The organism is Luteimonas aestuarii (assembly GCF_004357985.1).
Lineage (GTDB): Bacteria > Pseudomonadota > Gammaproteobacteria > Xanthomonadales > Xanthomonadaceae > Luteimonas > Luteimonas aestuarii.
Genome location: NZ_SMTF01000011.1, coordinates 21,269 through 39,673, shown reverse-complemented (window position 1 = coordinate 39,673; position 18,405 = coordinate 21,269). Strand labels below are relative to the sequence as shown.

The 18,405-nt window shown below is 69.5% G+C and carries 17 protein-coding genes; 4 read left to right on the top strand and 13 right to left on the bottom strand.

Features of this window, described 5'->3' with window-relative positions:
- Window positions 1-59 precede the first annotated feature (59 nt).
- Genes E2F46_RS12560 through E2F46_RS12550 form a run of 3 tightly spaced genes read left to right on the top strand, consistent with a single transcriptional unit; the run spans window position 60 to window position 4,320 of the window.
- Window positions 60-1,436: an MFS transporter gene (locus E2F46_RS12560; RefSeq protein ID WP_133322575.1), complete on the top strand. Its 1,377-nt coding sequence runs from the start codon at window positions 60-62 to the stop codon at window positions 1,434-1,436.
- Window positions 1,433-3,811, top strand: coding sequence for a GH36-type glycosyl hydrolase domain-containing protein (locus tag E2F46_RS12555; protein ID WP_133322572.1), 2,379 nt, complete (start codon window positions 1,433-1,435; stop codon window positions 3,809-3,811). Before E2F46_RS12560 ends, E2F46_RS12555 begins: the two co-directional genes overlap by 4 nt.
- Window positions 3,808-4,320: a gluconokinase gene (locus E2F46_RS12550; protein WP_133322570.1), complete on the top strand. Its 513-nt coding sequence runs from the start codon at window positions 3,808-3,810 to the stop codon at window positions 4,318-4,320. Before E2F46_RS12555 ends, E2F46_RS12550 begins: the two co-directional genes overlap by 4 nt.
- Here E2F46_RS12550 and cls read toward each other — a convergent pair.
- From cls to lpxL, 5 genes are all read right to left on the bottom strand, one after another.
- Entirely contained in the window at window positions 4,313-5,734 is a 1,422-nt protein-coding gene (gene cls, locus E2F46_RS12545; protein ID WP_133322568.1) for a cardiolipin synthase, read from the bottom strand. The genes E2F46_RS12550 and cls overlap by 8 nt on opposite strands.
- Before the next feature lie 503 nt (window positions 5,735-6,237).
- Window positions 6,238-6,402, bottom strand: coding sequence for a 50S ribosomal protein L33 (rpmG, locus tag E2F46_RS12540; RefSeq protein WP_133322566.1), 165 nt, complete (start codon window positions 6,400-6,402; stop codon window positions 6,238-6,240).
- Between the two features lie 13 nt (window positions 6,403-6,415).
- Complete coding sequence (gene rpmB, locus E2F46_RS12535) at window positions 6,416-6,652, bottom strand: 50S ribosomal protein L28 (RefSeq protein WP_133322564.1); 237 nt, start codon at window positions 6,650-6,652, stop codon at window positions 6,416-6,418.
- A gap of 240 nt (window positions 6,653-6,892) precedes the next feature.
- A complete protein-coding gene (locus E2F46_RS12530) occupies window positions 6,893-7,261 on the bottom strand; it encodes a VOC family protein (protein ID WP_133322562.1) in 369 nt (122 codons plus the stop codon).
- Window positions 7,262-7,278: 17 nt separating this feature from the next.
- A complete protein-coding gene (lpxL, locus tag E2F46_RS12525; protein WP_133322560.1) occupies window positions 7,279-8,196 on the bottom strand; it encodes an LpxL/LpxP family Kdo(2)-lipid IV(A) lauroyl/palmitoleoyl acyltransferase in 918 nt (305 codons plus the stop codon).
- A gap of 78 nt (window positions 8,197-8,274) precedes the next feature.
- On the opposite strand from lpxL, the gene waaA reads away from it, so the two are divergent.
- A complete protein-coding gene (gene waaA, locus E2F46_RS12520) occupies window positions 8,275-9,564 on the top strand; it encodes a lipid IV(A) 3-deoxy-D-manno-octulosonic acid transferase (RefSeq protein WP_133322558.1) in 1,290 nt (429 codons plus the stop codon).
- Window positions 9,565-9,633: 69 nt separating this feature from the next.
- Here waaA and E2F46_RS12515 read toward each other — a convergent pair whose 3' ends face one another.
- From E2F46_RS12515 to E2F46_RS12480, 8 genes are all read right to left on the bottom strand, one after another.
- Entirely contained in the window at window positions 9,634-10,956 is a 1,323-nt protein-coding gene (locus E2F46_RS12515) for a TolC family outer membrane protein (protein ID WP_133322556.1), read from the bottom strand.
- A gap of 14 nt (window positions 10,957-10,970) precedes the next feature.
- A complete protein-coding gene (locus E2F46_RS12510) occupies window positions 10,971-11,633 on the bottom strand; it encodes a protein-L-isoaspartate O-methyltransferase family protein (RefSeq protein WP_133322554.1) in 663 nt (220 codons plus the stop codon).
- Window positions 11,634-11,738: 105 nt separating this feature from the next.
- A complete protein-coding gene (locus E2F46_RS12505; RefSeq protein ID WP_133322552.1) occupies window positions 11,739-12,410 on the bottom strand; it encodes a TetR/AcrR family transcriptional regulator in 672 nt (223 codons plus the stop codon).
- A gap of 102 nt (window positions 12,411-12,512) precedes the next feature.
- On the bottom strand, window positions 12,513-13,601 hold the full coding sequence (leuB, locus tag E2F46_RS12500) for a 3-isopropylmalate dehydrogenase (protein ID WP_133322550.1): 1,089 nt from the start codon (window positions 13,599-13,601) through the stop codon (window positions 12,513-12,515).
- Window positions 13,591-14,187 carry a 3-isopropylmalate dehydratase small subunit gene (gene leuD, locus E2F46_RS12495; RefSeq protein WP_133322547.1) on the bottom strand — a complete coding sequence of 199 codons (597 nt, stop codon included), beginning with the start codon at window positions 14,185-14,187 and terminating at the stop codon, window positions 13,591-13,593. The genes leuB and leuD overlap by 11 nt, the downstream gene beginning before the upstream one ends.
- Window positions 14,187-15,614: a 3-isopropylmalate dehydratase large subunit gene (gene leuC / locus E2F46_RS12490; protein WP_133322545.1), complete on the bottom strand. Its 1,428-nt coding sequence runs from the start codon at window positions 15,612-15,614 to the stop codon at window positions 14,187-14,189. Before leuC ends, leuD begins: the two co-directional genes overlap by 1 nt.
- Before the next feature lie 157 nt (window positions 15,615-15,771).
- Window positions 15,772-17,310: a 2-isopropylmalate synthase gene (locus E2F46_RS12485; protein WP_133322543.1), complete on the bottom strand. Its 1,539-nt coding sequence runs from the start codon at window positions 17,308-17,310 to the stop codon at window positions 15,772-15,774.
- Entirely contained in the window at window positions 17,307-18,401 is a 1,095-nt protein-coding gene (locus tag E2F46_RS12480) for a threonine dehydratase (RefSeq protein WP_207949582.1), read from the bottom strand. Before E2F46_RS12480 ends, E2F46_RS12485 begins: the two co-directional genes overlap by 4 nt.
- Window positions 18,402-18,405: the final 4 nt, after the last annotated feature.

Below are 18,405 nucleotides of genomic sequence, written 5' to 3'. Positions count from 1 at the left end.
CAGCGCGCTGCCATCCGCGATGGCGGCCCGCACGTCCGGTGATGGCATGGGGAGGAGGCATGCAGGTTCCACATCCCGCCGGTGACGGTCCGCGCTCACGCCTGCGCCTGCGCGAGAAGGCCGGCTACGGCATTGGCGATTTCGGCTTCAACCTCTACTGGGCCAACATCTCCGCTTTCCTGCTGCTGTTCTACACCGACGTGATGGGGCTGGCGGCAGCGGCGGTGGGCACGATGATCCTGCTCACACGGCTGCTGGATGCGGTGACCGATCCGCTGATGGCGGCGGTTGCCGACCGCACCCGTACGCGATTCGGCCGTTTCCGACCGTACCTCCTGTGGGGCGCGCTGCCGCTGGCCTGCGCCGGCGTGCTGACCTGGACCGTGCCCGACCTGGGCGAAGGCGGCAAGCTGGTCTGGGCCTATGTCACCTTCAGCCTGATGATGCTGTGCTACACCGTGCTCAGCACGCCTTACTCGGCGCTGTCGGCGGTGATGACCAGCGACGGCCAGCAGCGCACCACCCTGATCAGCTTCCGCTTCATCGCCGCGTTCGCCGGCACCACGGTGGTCAATGCCTTCACCCTCGACCTGGTGCGCTGGTTCGGCGCAGGCGACGAGGCGCTGGGCTGGCAATTGACCCTGGGCCTGTACGGCCTGGTCGCGGCCCTGCTGTTCGCCACGGTGTTCTTCAGCACGCGCGAGCGCATCGCGCCACCGCCGCAGCAGCGCAGCGACGTGCGCCAGGACCTGCGCGACCTGCTGGGCAACAAGCCGTGGATGGTGCTGTTCGTGCTGGCGCTGGTGATCATGGTGACCATCGTGATGCGCAGCGGCGCCACCGTGTACTACCTCAAGTACTACCTGGAGCGGCCGGAGCTGACCGGGCTATTCCTGGGCGCGTATTCGGTGGCGCTGGCGACGGGCGCGGCATTGACCCCGTTGCTCACCCGCTACTTCGACAAGAAGGCGCTGATGGTCGGCTCGATGCTGGCGGTGGGCGGCCTGAGCTGCGCGATGTTCCTGGTGCCGCGCGACGCGATCTGGCTGCTGTTCGCGCTCAACACGCTGGTGGGGCTGGCGCTGGGGCCGAAGTCGCCGCTGGCGTTCTCGATGTACGCCGACTGCGCCGACTACACCGAATGGAAGACCGGCCGTCGCGCCACCGCAATGACCTTCTCCGCCGCCACGTTCTCGCAGAAGCTCGGTGGCGCGCTGGCGGCAGCGGTGATCGCGTGGATGCTTGCGGCGATGGGCTACGTCGCCAACGAGGCGCAGTCCGATGCCTCGCAGCTCGGCATCGCGCTGCTGCTCACCGTGATCCCCGGCTGCGTGGCGTTCGCCGCCGCGCTGGTGATGCGCGCCTACCCCCTGGATGGTGCGGCGATGGCCGAGGTGCAGGACGCACTGGACGCGCGACGGGCCGCCAGCGCATGAGCAACGCCTCGGGCCACGGTTTCGAACGCGAGGGTCGCCGTTTCCGCATCGACGATCCCCGCGCCATGCCGCATGCCTCCAGCTTCCTCTGGAACCGGCGGATGATGGTGCAGGTGACCTGCCGTGGCTTCGCCACCGCGCAGTTCATGCAGCCGGAGCCGGCGAAGTACGCCCGCGCGCCGGTGCTGGAGGCGCGCAGCTTCATGCAGCCGGAACAGCCGACTTATGCGCACCATCCCGGGCGCTTCTGCTACGTCCGCGACGACGAGGACGGTACGCTGTTCTCGCTGCCGTACGAGCCGGTGCGCGCGTTGCCGGAATCCTTCGCGTTCCGTGCCGATGTCGATGCCGTGTCCTGGCGCATCGGCCACCTCGGCCTGGTGTTCGAATGGCGGCTGGGCCTGCCGGCCGACGACATCGCGGAACTGTGGACGCTGCGCGTGCGCAACCGTTGCGGGCGCACGCGACGCCTCAGCCTGTATCCGTATTTCCCGGTCGGCTACCTGTCGTGGATGCACCAGTCCGCCTGCCATCGCGCCGATCTTGGAGGCATCGTCTGCAGCAGCGTCACGCCGTACCAGAAGGTCGAAGACTACTTCGTGCAGCGCGACTTCATGGATCGGACGGTGCTGCTGCACGCCAACGCGCCGGATGCGTGGGACGCGAACCAGGCGGCGTTCGAAGGCGAAGGCGGGCTGCATGCGCCCTCCGCGATCTGCGATGCAGAGTTGCTGGGCGGACGGGTCGCCGACTACGAACTGCCCGCGGCGGTCCTGCAGTACCGGATCGTGCTGGATGCGGGCGCGTCGCACGAGGAACGTTTCGTGTTCGCGCCCGCCCGCGACGATGCGCAGGTGCTGGCGCTGCGCAAGAAATACCTGGACGACGGCGAAGGCTTCGACAAGGCGGCCACCGACTACGGCACCTACCTCTCACATGGACGTGGCTGCATCGACATCCGTACGCCCGACGGCTGGTTCGATGCCTTCGCCAACCAGTGGCTCCCGCGCCAGGTGTACTACCACGGCGATGCCAATCGCCTGACCACCGATCCGCAGACGCGCAACTACCTGCAGGACCACATGGGCATGGCCTACCTGCAGCCGGCCACCGCGCGTGCGGCATTGCTGCGCGCGCTGTCGCAACAGGGCGCGGACGGTGCGATGCCCGATGGCATCCTGTTGGCCGAAGGCGCGCAACTGAAGTACATCAACCAGGTGCCGCATACCGATCACTGCGTCTGGTTGCCGGTGTTCCTGCAGGCCTACCTCGACGAAACCGGCGATGTCGCGCTGCTCGACGTGCCTGTCGTCGATGGCGATGGCCATGCCGCCAGCGTCGCCGAGCGTGTGGATGCCGCGATGCATTGGTTGCTCTCGGCGCGCGACGCGCGTGGCCTGGGCTACATCGCGCAGGGCGACTGGTGCGACCCGATGAACATGGTCGGTTACAAGGGGCGTGGCGTCTCCGGCTGGTTGACCCTGGCGACTGCGCACGCGCTGCGCCTGTGGGCGGGGATCCGCGCGCGCCATGGCGGCGAAGCGGTCGCCGCGCCGTTCGCGGAGGGTGCCCGCGCCTGCAACGCCGCGGTCAACGCGCATCTGTGGGATGGCGACTGGTACGGGCGCGGCATCACCGACGATGGCGTGGCGTTTGGCGTGCACACCGATGCCGAGGGTGCGATCTACCTCAATCCGCAAAGCTGGGCGATGCTCAGTGGTGCCGCCGACGAAGCAAAGCGCGCGCGGATGCTGGCCGCGATCGAGGCGCGGCTGGTCGGTCCGCACGGCGTGGCGATGCTGGACCCGCCCTACACCGCGATGCGCGAGGACGTGGGACGGCTGACGCAGAAGTTCCCCGGTTCCGCCGAGAACGGCTCGATCTACAACCATGCCGCCGCGTTCTACCTGCATGCGCTGTACGCATCCGGCGATGCCGACCGCGCGTGGCGCGTACTGCGCGCGATGCTGCCGGGTCCGGACGCGGACGACCTGCTGCGGCGCGGCCAGCTGCCGGTGTTCGTGCCCAACTACTATCGCGGCGACTGGCGCGGGCATCCGCGCACCGCGGGCCGTTCCAGCCAGCTGTTCAATACCGGTACCGCGGCATGGCTCTATCGCTGCCTGATCGAAGGCCTGTTCGGCCTGCGGGGCGAAGCGGAGGGCCTGCGCATCGCGCCATGCCTGCCATCGCACTGGCACGAGGCGTCGGTGTTGCGACGGTTCAGGGGCGCGAGCATCGAGGTGCACATGCGCCGTATCGCCGGTACGGATGGCATGTCCGTGCGCGTCGACGGTGCCGTGCTGGAGACGCCGCTGCTGCGCGATATCGTGGCCGGCGGCCATTACCGCGTCGACGTGGCGCTGCCCGGATGAGCGCGCCGCGCGTTGCGGTGGTGATGGGCGTGTCGGGCAGCGGCAAGACCACGCTGGCACGGAACCTGTCGGACGCATGGCCTGCCGTGTTCCTCGATGCCGACGACTTCCATGACGACGCCGCAAAGGCGCGCATGGCCAGCGGCCGGCCGCTTACCGACGCCATGCGCGTGCCCTGGGTGGTACGCGTCGCGGACGCGATCGTGGCCCATGCGGGCGTGGGCGATCGCGTGGTGCTGGCCTTCTCGGGCCTGCGCCGGGCGCATCGCGATGTCCTGCGCGGCAGCGGCTTGCCTTTGCGCTTCCTGCACCTGCATGGCGACAGGGCGCTGATCGCGGCGCGCATGCAGGCGCGCCGCGGCCACTACATGCCGGCCGCCCTGCTCGACAGCCAGTTCGATGCGCTGGAACGCACGGACGCGGAGGCCGATGTGGTGATGCTGGCCATCGACATGTCCCCCGGGCAGCAGCTGCAGCAGGCGCTGTCGATCCTGCGTGGCGCTACATGAAGGAGTCGGCCAGCCGCGCCAGGCCTTCCAGGCTGCGCCGCCACGCGGGCCGGCGGCGCCAGGCGTCCAGCGTCGGGAACTCGGCGTCGGCGAGGTAGCTGTCTTCGATGGTGCGCATCCGCGCCAGCGTGTCGCGGTCGTAGCAGAGCAGGCCGACCTCGGCGTTGAGCGCGAACGAGCGGATGTCGAGGTTGATCGATCCGACCAGGGCGATGCCATCGTCGATCCGCATGTGCTTGGCGTGCAGGAAGTGCGGCCGGTAGAGCGCGATGCGCACGCCCGCCGCCAGCAGCTCGTCGTAATAGGAATGCTGCGCCAGCGCGGTCAGTGGCTGGTTGTTGCTGGCCGAAACGATCAGCGTGACCTGGACGCCCGACAGTGCAGCGATGCGCAAAGCGGCCAGGGTGGCCTCGTCGGGCACGAAGTACGGCGTGACCAGCACCAGCTCGCGCCTGGCGAGGTGGATGAGTGCGTTGACCGTGTCGCGTGCATTCTCGAAGGGATAGGCGGGGCCGCTGGGCAGCACCTGCGTCGCGGCCTCATGGTCGCAGGCCGGCAGGGTGGCCACCACCTCCAGCCGCTCGCCGGTCTCGATGAACCAGTCGCTCGCGAACACGGCCTCGAGGTGCGCGACCACCGGCCCCTCCACGCGCGCGACCAGTTCCCGGTTCGGGGATCCCGGCACGAACATGGCATCGGCGAGGTTCTGCGAGCCGATGTAGCCCGCGGTGTTGTCGATCACCGCGACCTTGCGGTGGTTGCGCAGGTCCATGCGCCCGCTGCGACGCCAGCGCAGGCCTCCGGGCAACAGCGCCTGCACGTCCACGCCGCCATCGCGCAGTCGCCCTGCGTAGCGGCGCAGGCCGCGCTTCGCACCCACCGCATCGAGCAGCAGCCGGCATTCCACGCCGCGCCGCGCCGCGCGCAGCAGGGCCTCGGTGACGCGGTCACCCACGGCATCGTCGAACATCAGGTAGTAGAGCAGGTGCACGCGCCGGGCGGCGCCGTCGATGTCGTCGATGAGCCGCTGCAGCGAGCCGTCGTAGTCGTCCAGCAACTCCACGCGGTTGCCGTGGGTGGCCATGAAGTCGCCCAGCCGCTCGACCAGCGGCACGATCTCGGTATCGGCCCCGTCGCCCTTGGGCGTCCAGCGCAGGTGCGCCAGCGGCGCCTGCTCGTCGCGGATCACCTGCGAGGCAAGCCGTTGCCGCGCCACCCGCTCACGCGACAGCCAGGGATGGCCGAACAACAGGTACAGCGGCAGCCCGAGCAGCGGCACGAAGAACACCAGCAGCAGCCAGCTGCGCGCAGCCGCGGACGAGGTGCGCGACGGGATCCACAGCAGCGCGCCGATCCGCACGCTCCAGTCGGCGAGCAGCAGCCAGAAGCCGAAATTCAGATCGGGCAGGGACATGGCCCGATTGTGCCGGACGCGGTGGGGATTGCCAGTGGATCGCCATGGGGCGTCGTCTGCGTATGGATTCCAGACGGCGCGGGAACGCGATGGTTGTCGGGGCGTAGCAGCCACTGCGATGCCGTCATCCCCGCGCAGGTGGTGAGCCACGGACGTTGCTCCCGTGTTGTCGGCAAGAAGGCATGTGGAACGAACCCTCGAAAGCAGTAGCCGCCGCGCTGTGGGGCGGAACCTGGAAAGTAGAAGCCAGCCTTGCGGCGGGTGATTGCGTGACCGGAGATTCGTCCGTTATGAAGCGCGTCCCGCTCGACCGGCGGCGCCGTTCGCTGCGCAGTCGCGGGGATGCCTTCCAACAGCCACGCGCTGCGCGCGCGGGTCATGAAAAGCAAAGGCCCGCCTTTCGGCGGGCCTCTGGATGACCGGACATGCGTCCGTTGCAAAGCACTTCCCGCCTTCGCGGGGATGACTTCCGACAGCCATGCGCCTCGCGCATGGGTCGTCAATCACTTGATCTTGCCTTCCTTGTAGATCACGTGCTTGCGGACGACGGGATCGTACTTCTTGATCTCCATCTTGCCGGGGGTGTTCTTCTTGTTCTTGTCCGTGGTGTAGAAGTGGCCGGTGTTGGCCGACGAAATCAGACGGATCTTGTCGCGCTTGCTGGGCATGGTGTCCTACTCCTCAGACTTTCTCGCCGCGTGCACGCAGTTCGGCGAGCACGGCGTCGATACCGTTCTTGTCGATGGTGCGCAGGGCCTTGGTGGAAACACGCAGCTTCACCCAGCGGTTCTCGGAAGCGACCCAGAAGCGGCGCTCGTGGAGGTTGGGCATGAAGCGGCGGCGGGTCTTGTTCATGGCGTGCGACACGTTGTTGCCGGTCGTCGTACGCTTGCCGGTGACTTGGCATACTCGGGACATTACGCACCTCGAAGTGTGTTGTGCTTCCCTTGGCCAGGGAGGCGGCGGCCCCGGCGGCCGCGTCGTCGACGGGGCCGCCACGCAATGCGGGCGAGGCGCTGCAGGGCGGGCGGAATCGCGTTTCCGTCCCGGTCGCCGGCCCATTGCACATGGGGCGGCCGCAGCTAGCCGCGCATTATGCCGTCGATTCCCTGCCCGGACAAGCACTTGGCCGCACCGGCGGGCGCGGGGCGGACGGCCTCAGGCCGGGTCGCGATCGGTCCAGACCGCCAGTTCGTTGCCGCCGGGCTCGATGAAATGGAAGCGCCGGCCGCCGGGGAAGGCGAAGATCGGACGTACGATGCGGCCGCCGGCGGCCTCCACCCGGCGCTGCGTCTCCTCCAGCCGTTCGCTGAACAGCACCACCAGGGCGCCGCCGCTGGCCGTCGACGAGGCGGAATCGGCCCGGAAGAAGCCGCCGTCCAGCCCCGCGCTGGCCGCATCGAAGGCCAGGTAGTCCGGGCCGTAGGCGGTGAAGGACCAGCCGAATACGGTTTCGAAGAAGGCCTGGCTGGCGGCCGGGTCGCGGGAGCCGAACTCGGCGTAGTCGATGCGGGCGTGGGTGGGCATGGGCGCTCCGGTGGGCGTCATTCGTACAGGGAGGTGCCGTCGGGCTGGCGCTTGAAGCGGCGGTGGATCCACAGGTACTGCGCCGGCGCGGCGCGGGCCATGGCTTCGATGCCGGCCATGACCCGGGCGGTATCGGCAGTGGCATCGGCGGACGGGAAGCCGTCGAGCGCCGGCAGGAAGCGCAGGGTGTAACCGCCATCGTCGCGGCGCAGGTGCTGGAACAGCACCACCGCGGCGCCGGACATCCGCGCCAGCTGGTGGGTGGAGGTGAGGCTGTGCGCGGGCAGGCCGAAGAACGGCACGTACACTGCGTCGCCGCGGCTGGGATCCTGGTCCGGTGCGTACCAGAGCAGGCCGCCCTGCTTGAGGTGGCGCAGGGTGCCTCGCACGTCCTGCTTGGGGAACATCGCCGCCGCGTAGCGGGCGCGCCCGCGCTTGACCGCCCATTCCATCGCCGGCTGCGCGTGCGGGCGATACATGCCGGCCAGCGGCACGTGGTCGCACATCAGCCGGCCGCAGATTTCCAGCGTGCTGAAGTGGCCGGACACCACGATCACGCCGCGGCCATCGGCGCGCGTCGCGGCCATGTATTCGAGGCCTTCGACCACCAGCCCCTTGCGCATCGGCGCGATCGAGCCCCACCAGGCGCGTGCGAACTCGAACAGGCCGATGCCGAGCGCGGCGAAGTGCTCGCGCAGCAGCTTCGCGCGCAAGGTATCGGACAGGTCGGGAAAACACAGCGCGAGATTGCGCGCCGCCACCTCGCGGCGGTCACGCAGGGCGACGCGCAGCAATACGCCAATGGCACGTCCCAGCGCGCGCTGCAGCGGCCACGGCACGCGGGCGGCCAAGGCCATCGCACCGATGCCGATCCACGTCGGCCAGTGGCGTGGCGACAGCGGGGGGCGGTGATTGGCAGGGGGCGTGCGCGACATGCGGCAAGTCTAGCGGGTGGCCGGCGTCGGGCGGGCACCTGTCGGCGAAGTGACGGGGATTCCCGCTATCCTGTGCGGATGCGGGCCGACACCACCGAACGATTGCTGCGCGGCCTGTACTCGGCGGTGCTGTACGTTCTCGCACCGGTGACCGTGTACCACCTGATCTGGCGCGGCTTCCGCCAGCCGGCCTATTTCGAGCGCTGGAGCGAGCGCTACGCACGCTATCCCGGCGCACCGGTGGACGCGCCGGTGTGGGTGCACGCGGTGTCGATGGGTGAAGTCAATGCCGCGGCGCCGCTGGTCGATGCCCTGCTGGCGCAGGATCCTGGTCGTCGCATCCTGGTGACTACCATCACCCCCACCGGCTCGGCGCGCGTGCGTGCGCTGTGGGGCGATCGCGTCGAGCACGTCTACATGGCCTACGACCTGTCGGGCGCGGTGCATCGGTTCCTCGCGCACTTCCGGCCGCGGGTGGCGTTGATCGTCGAAACCGAGCTGTGGCCCAACCTGCTGTTCTGCTGCCGCGATGCAGGCATTCCCGCCTACATCGTCAATGCCCGCCTGTCGGAACGTTCGTTGCGCGGCTACCGAGCCTTGCACGCGCTGCTGTCGCGCGCGCTGCGCACGCTGCGTCGCGTGGCGGCGCAATCGATGGGCGATGCCGAACGCTTCCAGCGACTGGGTGCCCCGTCCGATGCCGTGGTGGTGACCGGCAACCTCAAGTACGACATCGCGATCGACGCCGCGGCGCTGTCCGCCCAGGGCAACGCGTTCCGCGCGCGCATCGGCGAGCGGCCGGTGTGGATCGCGGCCAGCACGCATCCCGAGGAAGAAGCCCCGGTGGTCGCGATCCACCAGCGATTGCGCGCGCGCTGGCCGGAGCTGCTGCTGGTGTGGGCGCCGCGCCATCCCGAACGCTTCAAGCCGGTGGTGCAGCAGTGCGTGGACGGCGGCTGGCGCGTGGCCACGCGCACGCTGACGCAGTGGCCGGATGCCGACGACGCGGTGTTCGTGGTCGATACGCTGGGCGAACTGCAGGCGTTCTATGCCTGCGCCGACGTCGCCTTCGTCGGCGGCAGCCTGCAGGCCATCGGCGGCCACAACTTGCTGGAGCCGGCAGCGGTGGGCACGGCCACCGTGACCGGGCCGCACCTGCACAACTTCACCGACATCGCGCGCCAGCTGCGCGAGGCGGGTGCACTGCGCGTCGGCGACGATGCCGACGCCGTGGCAATGCAGCTCGAAGCGCTGCTGGCCGATCCCGCCGCGCGCCGGCAGATGGCCGAGGCCGGGATGCAACTGGTGGACGCCGGTCGCGGCGCGGTGCAGCGCACGCTGGGCGTCATCGCCGCGGACCTGCCCTGATCCCCGAACGAAGAAGCCGGCGATGGACGCCGGCTTCTCGTGACATCGCGCTGCGCGTCGGGCCGCGCCCTATTGCCGGACGGGCGCCACCACGTCGGTGGTCAGCAGGCGGTTGATGTCCTGCACGGTCGCGCCATCCAACGTGCCCGCGGCCTGCTCCAGGCCGAGGCGGCTGCGCAGGTAGTTGTAGCGGGCATTGGCGTAGTTCTGGCGCGCGACGAACAGGTTCTGCTGGTTGATCAGCACGTCGATGACGGTACGCGTACCGACTTCCAGGCCGACCTGCGAGGCATCGTAGGCGCTCTGCGCGGACACCAGCGCCAGTCGGCGCGCCTCGATCTCGCTCACGCCGGCCACCAGCGACTGGTAGGCGTTGCGCGTGTTGCGGATGATGGCGCGGCGGATCTGCTCGTCGCGGTCCTGCGCCTGGTCGCGGCGGGCGATGGCTTCGCGCACGCCGGACTGGGTGGCGCCACCGGCGAAGATTGGCACCGACAGGGTCAGGCCGATGCTGTGGCCCTCGCCACGTCCGGCCAGGCCGGGCTGGTTGTCCCAGACGGTGTTGTTGTTGTAACCGGCGCCGGCCGTCAGCGTCGGCAGGTGGCCGCCACGCGCAGTCTGCACGCCGTGCTCGGACGCACGCACCGCATGGCCGGAGGCCTGCAGGGTCGGATTGCGTTCCAGCGCCGTGGCCACCCAGGCATCGGCATCGCCGCCGGCGGGAAGTTCGGGGCTGAAGTCCTCGGGCAGGCCCTTGAAGTTGTAGATTGGCTGGCCGGTGATTTCCGCCAGCGCTTCCACCGCGTCCTGCAGGGCATTGCGGACCAGGATCGTGTTGGCGCGCGCACTGTCGTACTGGGCGCGGGCCTCGTGCACGTCGGTGATCGGCGCCAGGCCTACTTCAAGGCGCTTGTCGGCAAAGTCGAACTGCTTCTGGAACGCCTCTTCGGCAGCTTCCGCGGCGGCCAGGGTTTCGGTGGCTTCCAGCACGCGGAAATACGCGTCGGAGGTGCGCACCACCAGCTCGTCGTTCGCCGCTTCCAGATCGTAACCGCCCGCGGCATCGAACTCGCGCGCGCTGCGGTACTGGTTGATCGCGCTCCAGTTGAACACCGTCTGGCTGGCGCGCGCGCCGTAGGTGCGACTGCTTTCGCGCACGCTGGAGCCCGCGTTGTACCCACGGCCGAAATCGACGGTGCCACTGACCTGTGGCAACAGGCTGGCGCGTGCCTGGACTGCGCCCTCGCGGTCGATCAGACGTTGCGATTCGGCCACCGAGAGCACGGGGTCGCTCTGGCGCGCCAGTTCGTAGGTCTGCATCAGGTCTTCGGCGAACACCGGCGCGGAACACAGGGCGGAAGCCAGGGCGAGCGGGAGGAGGCGGCGGATCATGCGGAATCCTTCGGTCAGAACTTGAATGCGGGCGCGGGTTCGGCGCCGGCGAGATAGGGCAATTCGGTTTCGAACAACGATTCGGCACGCGCGCCGTTGACGGCGTCGCCATCCATGCGCACCAGCACCGCTTCCATCGCCGGGGCGCGGCCGCGGACCACGAACAGGCGTCCACCGGGACGCAGCCAGCCGAGGAAACGTGACGGCACCACGTCCACCGCGCCGGACACGCAGATCGCATCGAAGCGACGCCCGGTGTCCCACGCGAAGGCATCGGCGGCCTCGACGCGGACGTTGCGGATGGCCTGCGCGCGCAGGCGTGCCTGCGCGGCCTCGGCCAGGTCGGCATGGCGCTCCAGCGTGACCACGTCGCGGGCCAGGTGGCCCAGGCACGCGGCGAGGTAGCCGCTGCCGGTGCCGATCTCCAGCACTTCCTCGTGTTCGCGCGGCAGCAAGGCCTGCAGGGCGCGCCCCTCCACCACCGGCTTCATCATCCGCTCGCCATGGCCGAGCGGCAGCTCGACGTCGGCATAGGCCAGTGCGCGATGCGACTCGGCCACGTAGGCCTCGCGCGGCAGCTTGGACAGGGCATCGAGCACGTGGGCGTCCAGCACGTCCCAGGGACGCACCTGCTGCTCCACCATCAGTTCCCGTGCCTTCGCGTAATCGAACGTCATCTCGAGTCTGTCCAGTTGCCATCCAGGGAGGCCAATTCTACGGCCTGGACGGCTGTCCACGCGGGCATGATGGCTTCCGGCGCCTGCCCGACTGAGTGCCGGAAGTCACCGGGACGCATGGCCCGCGGCCGCATAGGCGCGCAGGAACATGTCCACGGCCGCCTGCAGGTGTTCATCGATGCGCTGGGGCGATGGAGCGTCGCATTCGCCCAGCACCAGTCGCGCGTGCAGGTCGCCCTTGAGCAGCACGAAGAACTGCGAGGCCGCGCGCGGGACGTCCGGGATATCGAGCTCGCCCGCGGCGATGCGCCGTTCCAGCAGGGTGGAGAACATCGCCTGCACACGCAGCGGGCCGGCCTCCCAGAACAGCTGCGGCAGCGGCGAATCACTCAGCTTGGGCGTGCACAGCACGCGATGCCCGGCCACGGCCTCGGGCGAGCTGCACATGGCGAAGAACGCGCGCGCGATCTCCATCAGTCGTTCGCGTAGCGGGGTGCCGGATGTCGGCTCGAACAGCGCATTGGGCAGCGACTGCTCGCAATAAGTGCGGACCACGGTGCCGAACAGCGTGGATTTGTCGCCGAAATGGCTGTAGACGGTGAGCTTGGACACGCCGGCCTCGGCTGCGATCTGGTCCATGCTGGCGCCATCGAAACCGTGCAGGCGGAACATCTCGCGCGCGGCATCGAGGATCGCGGCGCGCTTGGCGAGGTCCTTCGGACGACCGGGGCCGGCAGTCGCGATGGGGTCTGGCTTGGCGTTGGGCTGGGCTGACATGCCCAATACTATACCAAGCGGTTCTGTATTTCGGGTGAAGAGTCGGCGCGTTGTCCTCGCGCCCCAGGCGGTCCCGCCGGGGGCGGGACGGCACGGTGTCCTTCAGTCGCGCAGGTCGCTCACCCGGCAGTCCTGGTCGATGCGCGACAGCACCGCCAGCGTGGCTTCCGCGGTGCCCATGGCGCGGCCGTCGCTGGCCAGGTCGGCGGTGAAGGCGCCATCCGACAGCGCGGCGTCCACCGCGTCCTCGATGCACGCCGCTTCCTGCGCCATCCCCAGCGAGTGGCGCAGCAGCAGCGCGGCGCTGAGGATGGTGCCGTAGGGATTGGCGACGCCCTTGCCGGCGATGTCGGGGGCGGACCCGTGGATCGGCTCGTACAGTCCCACCGTGCCCTCGCCGAGCGAGGCCGACGGCAGCAGCCCCAGCGAGCCCGCCAGCATCGACGCTTCGTCGGTGAGGATGTCGCCGAACATGTTCTCGGTGACCACTACGTCGTAGGCGCGCGGCCTGGCGATCAGGTGCATCGCCATCGAATCCACCAGCTGGTGTTCCAGCGTGATGTCCGGGAACTCGTCGCGGACGATCCGCGTGGCCACGTCGCGCCACAGTCGTGACGTTTCAAGCACGTTGGCCTTGTCCACCGAGGTGACGTGGCCGCGGCGCGCACGCGCCAGCGTGCAGGCGCGGCGCATCACGCGCTCCACCTCGGCGACACTGTAGTAGCAGCGGTCGCTGGCACCCTCGGCATCGCGGGTCTTGTCGCCGAAGTAGATGCCGCCGGTCAGCTCGCGCACCACCAGCAGGTCCACGCCGGCCAGCAGGTGTGGCTTGATCGGCGAGGCGCCGATGGTGGCGGCGTGCGGGCGCACCGGACGCAGGTTGGCGTACAGGCCCAGCGCACGGCGGATCGCCAGCAGGCCCTGCTCCGGCCGCACCCTGGCATTCGGGTCGGACCACTTCGGTCCGCCGACGGCGCCCAGCAGCACCGCATCGGCGGCCTTGCAGCCGTCCAGCGTGGCCTGCGGCAGCGGCTCGCCATGGCGGTCGATCGCGATGCCGCCGATGTCGAAACTGTCGAAGCGGAAGTCGTGGCCGTGGCGCGCGCCGACGGCACGCAGCACCTCGACCGCCGCCGCGGTGACCTCGGGGCCGATGCCGTCGCCGGGCAGGAGGGCGATGTCAGCGCGCATGGATCTGTTCCTTGTGGTGTGCGGATTCATGGCGCTGGATTTCGTCGCGGCGCGCCAGCAGGTAGCCCAGCTCGTCCACGCCTTCGAGCAGGCAGGTGCGCGAGAAGCTGTCCAGCGGGAAGGCGAAGGATTCGCCAGCGGGCGTGCGCAGCGTGCGCGAGGCGACGTCGATCTCCAGCGTGTCGTCGGGGCGCTGCATCAGTCGCTGCACGATGGCTTCGTCCAGGATGACCGGCAGCAGGCCGTTCTTCAGCGCGTTGTTGCGGAAGATGTCGGCGATCTCGCTGCTGACCACGGCGCGCAGGCCCAGGTCGCGCAGCGCCCATGGCGCGTGTTCGCGCGAGGAACCGCAGCCGAAGTTGCGGCCGGCCAGCAGGATCTCGCGGCCGGCGTTGTCCTCGCGGTTGAACGCGAAAGACGGGTTGGGCGCGCCATCGGCCAGCCAACGCCAGTCGTGGAAGGCGTGCTTGCCCAGGCCCTTGCGCTCGGTGGTCGACAGGAAGCGCGCGGGGATGATCTGGTCGGTATCGATATTGGTCTGCGCCAGCACCACGCTGCGCGAGGCCACGCGGGACAGGGCGGACATCAGGCCACCTCCTTGCGCGCATCGAACAGTTCCCGCGGATCGCCGACGCGGCCGTTGACCGCGGCCCACGCGGCGGTGAGCGGTGACGCCAGCAAGGTGCGCGAGCCGGGGCCCTGCCGCCCCTCGAAGTTGCGGTTGCTGGTGCTGACCGCCAGCTGCCCCGGCGCGACCAGGTCGCCGTTCATCGCGATGCACATCGAGCAACCCGGCTCGCGCCACTCGGCGCCGGCCGCGCGCACCACCTCGTGGATGCCCTCGGCCTCGGCCTCGCGCTTGACCTGTTCGGAGCCGGGCACCACCAGCATGCGCACGCTGGACGCGATCGTGCGACCGCGGAGCACGTCGGCCACTTCACGCATGTCGCGCAGGCGGCCGTTGGTGCACGAGCCGACGAAAACCACGTCCACCTTGGTGTGCTCCAGGCTGTGGCCGGCGTTGAATGCCATGTAGTCCAGCGCCTTCCGCGCGGCGGCATCGTTTGCCGCGGGGATCGGCGCGTCGATGGCGATGGCGGTGCCGGGATGCGTGCCCCAGGTCAGGGTCGGGCGGATGTCGGCGGCATCGATGCGGACTTCCACGTCGAAGCTTGCGCCCTCGTCCGTCGCCAGCGCGGCCCAGCCAGCTTTCGCCGCCTCGAACTCCGCGCCCTTCGGCGCACGCGGCGCCTGCGCCAGCCACGCGAACGTGGTGTCGTCCGGCGCCACCATGCCGGCGCGGGCACCGGCCTCGATCGACATGTTGCACAAGGTCATGCGCTGTTCCATGTCCATCGCGCGGATGGTCGAGCCGCGGTACTCGATGACGTGCCCGGTGCCGCCGTTGACCCCGATCACGCCAATGATGTGCAGGATCACATCCTTCGCACCGACCCCCGGCGCCAGCGCGCCATCGACCGTGATCGACATGGTCTTCGCCTTGCGCTGCAGCAGGCACTGCGTGGCCAGCACGTGGCCGACCTCGCTGGTGCCGATGCCGAAGGCGAGTGCGCCGAACGCGCCATGGGTGGAGGTGTGGCTGTCGCCGCAGACGATGGTCATGCCCGGCTGGGTCAGTCCGAGTTCGGGCGCAATGACGTGCACGATGCCGCGCTGGTCGGACGCCAGGTCGAACAGCTCGATGCCGTGCGCGGCGCAGTTGCGCGCCAGCGTGTCCACCTGCTTCTCCGAGGCCGCGCTGGCGTAGGGCAGCCTGCCGTCGGGACCGGCGGGCAGCGTCGGCGTGGAATGGTCCATCGTCGCCTTGGTCCGGTCCGGGCGTGCCGGCCTGATGCCGCGCGCATCGAGTTCGGCGAAGGCCTGCGGCGAGGTGACCTCGTGGATCAGGTGCAGGTCGATGTACAGCACCGCGGGCGCGTCGTCGGTCTCGGGAACGACGACATGCGCGTCCCAGAGTTTGTCGTAGAGGGTCTTGGGGCGATTGGTGGTCATGGCTTCTCTTTGCTGTTGCTGCCGCTGTTGCTTGTCGCTCCTTCCCCCGTTCACGGGGGAAGGTTGGGATGGGGGTGCGCGGGGCGCCGGCAAGGTCGTCGTTGCCTCGCCCCCACCCCGGCCCTCCCCCGCAAGCAGGGGAGGGAGAAGATCGCAATCACGCAGTCGCGGCGACCTTTGCCGGCTGCCGCGTGCGCAGGATACGGTTGGCGACGTCCAGCCAGGCCAGTGCGCTGGCTTCGATGATGTCGCGGCTGGTGCCGCTGCCGGTGTAGCCGATGCCGTCGTGGTGGACGCTGAGCGTGGCCTCTCCGCGCGCATCGGTGCCGATGCCGACGCTGTGCACCTGGTAGCTCTCCAGCGCCAGCTCCACGTCGGTGGCCGCCGACAGCGCCGCGAACAGGGCATCGACCGGGCCATCGCCCAGCGCACTCTCGCTGAGCTTGCGGCCTTCGGGATCGGACAGCTCCACCTGCGCGCTGGCGCGCTGGCCACGGTCGCTGACGGTCATCGAGGCAAGGCGGTAGCCGCGACCGGCGACACCCCCTGTCATCAGCGTCTCGAGATCGTCGTCGTCGACCACGCGCTGCTGCTCGCACAGCGCCTTGAACTGTTCGAACACCTGGTCCAGCTGTTCGTCCTCCAGCGCGTAGCCCAGCGCGCGCAGGCGATGGCCGACCGCGGCGCGGCCGCTGTGGCGGCCCAGCACCATCTTCGAATTCGGCCAGCCGACGTCGGACGGATTCATGATCTCGTAGGTGCTGCGGTTGCGCAGCATGCCGTGCTGGTGGATGCCGGATTCGTGGGCGAAGGCGTTCTCGCCCACGATCGCCTTGTTGCGCTGCACGGGCATGCCGATCAACCGCTGCAGCAACTGCGAGGTGGGCACCAGCAGGCGCGTGTCCAGCCGCGTATCGAGGCTGTAGAACGCGTTGCGCACCTTCAGCGCCATCGCCAGTTCCTCGACCGCGGCGTTGCCGGCGCGTTCGCCGATGCCGTTGACGGTGCATTCCACCTGGCGTGCGCCGCCTTCGATCGCAGCCAGCGAATTGGCGACCGCCAGGCCCAGGTCGTCGTGGCAGTGCGCGCTGAAGACCACGTCCTTCGCGCCGGGCACGTTCGCGATCAGGCGCTGGAACAGGCCGCGGATCTCGTCTGGCGTGGTGTAGCCCAGGGTGTCGGGCACGTTGATGGTGGTGGCGCCGTTGGCGATCGCCACCGCGATCACCTCGGCCAGGAAGTCCTCCTCGGTGCGGGTGCCATCCTCGGTCGAGAATTCCACGTCATCGATGTACGAGCGCGCCATCGCCACGTGCTTCGCGGTGGAAGCCAGTACCTCGTCCTTGCTCATCCGCAATTTGTGCTCGCGGTGCAGGGGGCTGGTGGAGAGGAACACGTGCAGGCGGGGCCTGGCGGCGCCTTCCAGCGCGCGCGCGGAGGCCTCGATGTCGGACGGCAGGCAGCGCGAGAGCACGGCCAGGGTGGTGGTGCGCAGTTCGCGCGCGATCTGCGCTGTGGCTTCGCGGTCGGACTGCGAGCTGGCCGGGAACCCGGTTTCGATGATGTCGACGCCCAGTTCGGCGAGCGCACGCGCCATCACCACTTTCTGCTGCGGGGTCATGCTGCAGCCGGGCGATTGCTCGCCGTCGCGCAGGGTGGTGTCGAAGATGCGGATGTGGTCGATGCCGGTGCTCATGCGAGGGCTTCCTCGTGCGATTCGTGTCGTGACTTGCGGGTCGGGCGTGGCGTGTCCGGCGGCGCATCCGCCGGTGGGGTCGGAAGGAGGCCGGCGGGAAGCGGAGAGGGCCTCGCCGCCGGCAAGGGAAGTCGTTCGCGTGTACGCCGCCGCGGTTTGCGCGGCGGCCGCGGACGCACTTCGGACAGCAGGGCGGCCAGCACGCCGGCATCGAGGTTGCCGCCGGAGACCACCGCGCACTTGCGCTTGCCGGCGATGCGCTTGCCGGCGGCCAATGCCAGTGCGCCAGCGCCTTCGGCGATGACGTGTTCTTCCAGCGCCAGCCGCACCAGGGTTTCGCGCAGTTCGGCTTCGCGCACGATGACCACGTCGTCCAGCAAGCTTTCCAGTATGCGCCGGGTCAGGTCGCCCGGTTCCTTGACGCGCACGCCGTCGGCCAGCGTTGCCGCGGGTGCACGCAGCGAGCGGTCGCCCTTGAGCGCACGCGCCATCGCATCCACGCCCTCGACCTGCGCGCCGACGATGCGTACGCCCTGCGACCTCAGCGCCAGCGCCACGCCGGACGCCAGGCCGCCCCCGCCGATCGGCACGATCACCACGTCCGGGTTCATCGACGCGGCGATTTCCAGCCCCACCGTGCCCTGGCCGGCGATCACGTCCGGATCGTCGAACGCCGACAGCAGGCGGAAGCCGTTCTGCGCGGCCAGCTCGGCGGCGAAGGCCTTGGCCTCGTCATAGGTGTCGCCATGCAGGCGCACGGTCGCGCCCCAGTGCGCCACGCCGGCGACTTTCGTGTCCGGCGCGTTCTTCGGCATCACCGTGATCGCAGGGATTCCCAGCCGGTAGGCCGCCCAGGCCATGCCCTGCGCGTGGTTGCCGGCCGAGGCGGTGATGACGTAGCGGTCGTCGCCCCGCTCGCGCGCCGCCAGCAGTGCATTCAATGCGCCGCGGACCTTGTACGAACCGGTGCGCTGCAGGTTTTCCAGCTTGAGCCAGCAGCCGAAGCGCTCGGCATAGTGCGTGGGCGTCACGTCGAGGTACTTGCGCAGCCGCGCCTGCGCCGCCAGCACGTCGCTGGCGGACACCGGGATGGCG

Excerpts from the sequence above, each read along its gene's own strand:
- E2F46_RS12560 (WP_133322575.1), top strand. The coding sequence starts at position 60 with ATGCAGGTTCCACATCCCGCCGGTGACGGTCCGCGCTCACGCCTGCGC.
- E2F46_RS12555 (WP_133322572.1), top strand. The coding sequence starts at position 1,433 with ATGAGCAACGCCTCGGGCCACGGTTTCGAACGCGAGGGTCGCCGTTTC.
- E2F46_RS12550 (WP_133322570.1), top strand. The coding sequence starts at position 3,808 with ATGAGCGCGCCGCGCGTTGCGGTGGTGATGGGCGTGTCGGGCAGCGGC.
- cls (WP_133322568.1), bottom strand. The coding sequence starts at position 5,734 with ATGTCCCTGCCCGATCTGAATTTCGGCTTCTGGCTGCTGCTCGCCGAC.
- rpmG (WP_133322566.1), bottom strand. The coding sequence starts at position 6,402 with ATGCCCAGCAAGCGCGACAAGATCCGTCTGATTTCGTCGGCCAACACC.
- rpmB (WP_133322564.1), bottom strand. The coding sequence starts at position 6,652 with ATGTCCCGAGTATGCCAAGTCACCGGCAAGCGTACGACGACCGGCAAC.
- E2F46_RS12530 (WP_133322562.1), bottom strand. The coding sequence starts at position 7,261 with ATGCCCACCCACGCCCGCATCGACTACGCCGAGTTCGGCTCCCGCGAC.
- lpxL (WP_133322560.1), bottom strand. The coding sequence starts at position 8,196 with ATGTCGCGCACGCCCCCTGCCAATCACCGCCCCCCGCTGTCGCCACGC.
- waaA (WP_133322558.1), top strand. The coding sequence starts at position 8,275 with ATGCGGGCCGACACCACCGAACGATTGCTGCGCGGCCTGTACTCGGCG.
- E2F46_RS12515 (WP_133322556.1), bottom strand. The coding sequence starts at position 10,956 with ATGATCCGCCGCCTCCTCCCGCTCGCCCTGGCTTCCGCCCTGTGTTCC.
- E2F46_RS12510 (WP_133322554.1), bottom strand. The coding sequence starts at position 11,633 with ATGACGTTCGATTACGCGAAGGCACGGGAACTGATGGTGGAGCAGCAG.
- E2F46_RS12505 (WP_133322552.1), bottom strand. The coding sequence starts at position 12,410 with ATGTCAGCCCAGCCCAACGCCAAGCCAGACCCCATCGCGACTGCCGGC.
- leuB (WP_133322550.1), bottom strand. The coding sequence starts at position 13,601 with ATGCGCGCTGACATCGCCCTCCTGCCCGGCGACGGCATCGGCCCCGAG.
- leuD (WP_133322547.1), bottom strand. The coding sequence starts at position 14,187 with ATGTCCGCCCTGTCCCGCGTGGCCTCGCGCAGCGTGGTGCTGGCGCAG.
- leuC (WP_133322545.1), bottom strand. The coding sequence starts at position 15,614 with ATGACCACCAATCGCCCCAAGACCCTCTACGACAAACTCTGGGACGCG.
- E2F46_RS12485 (WP_133322543.1), bottom strand. The coding sequence starts at position 17,310 with ATGAGCACCGGCATCGACCACATCCGCATCTTCGACACCACCCTGCGC.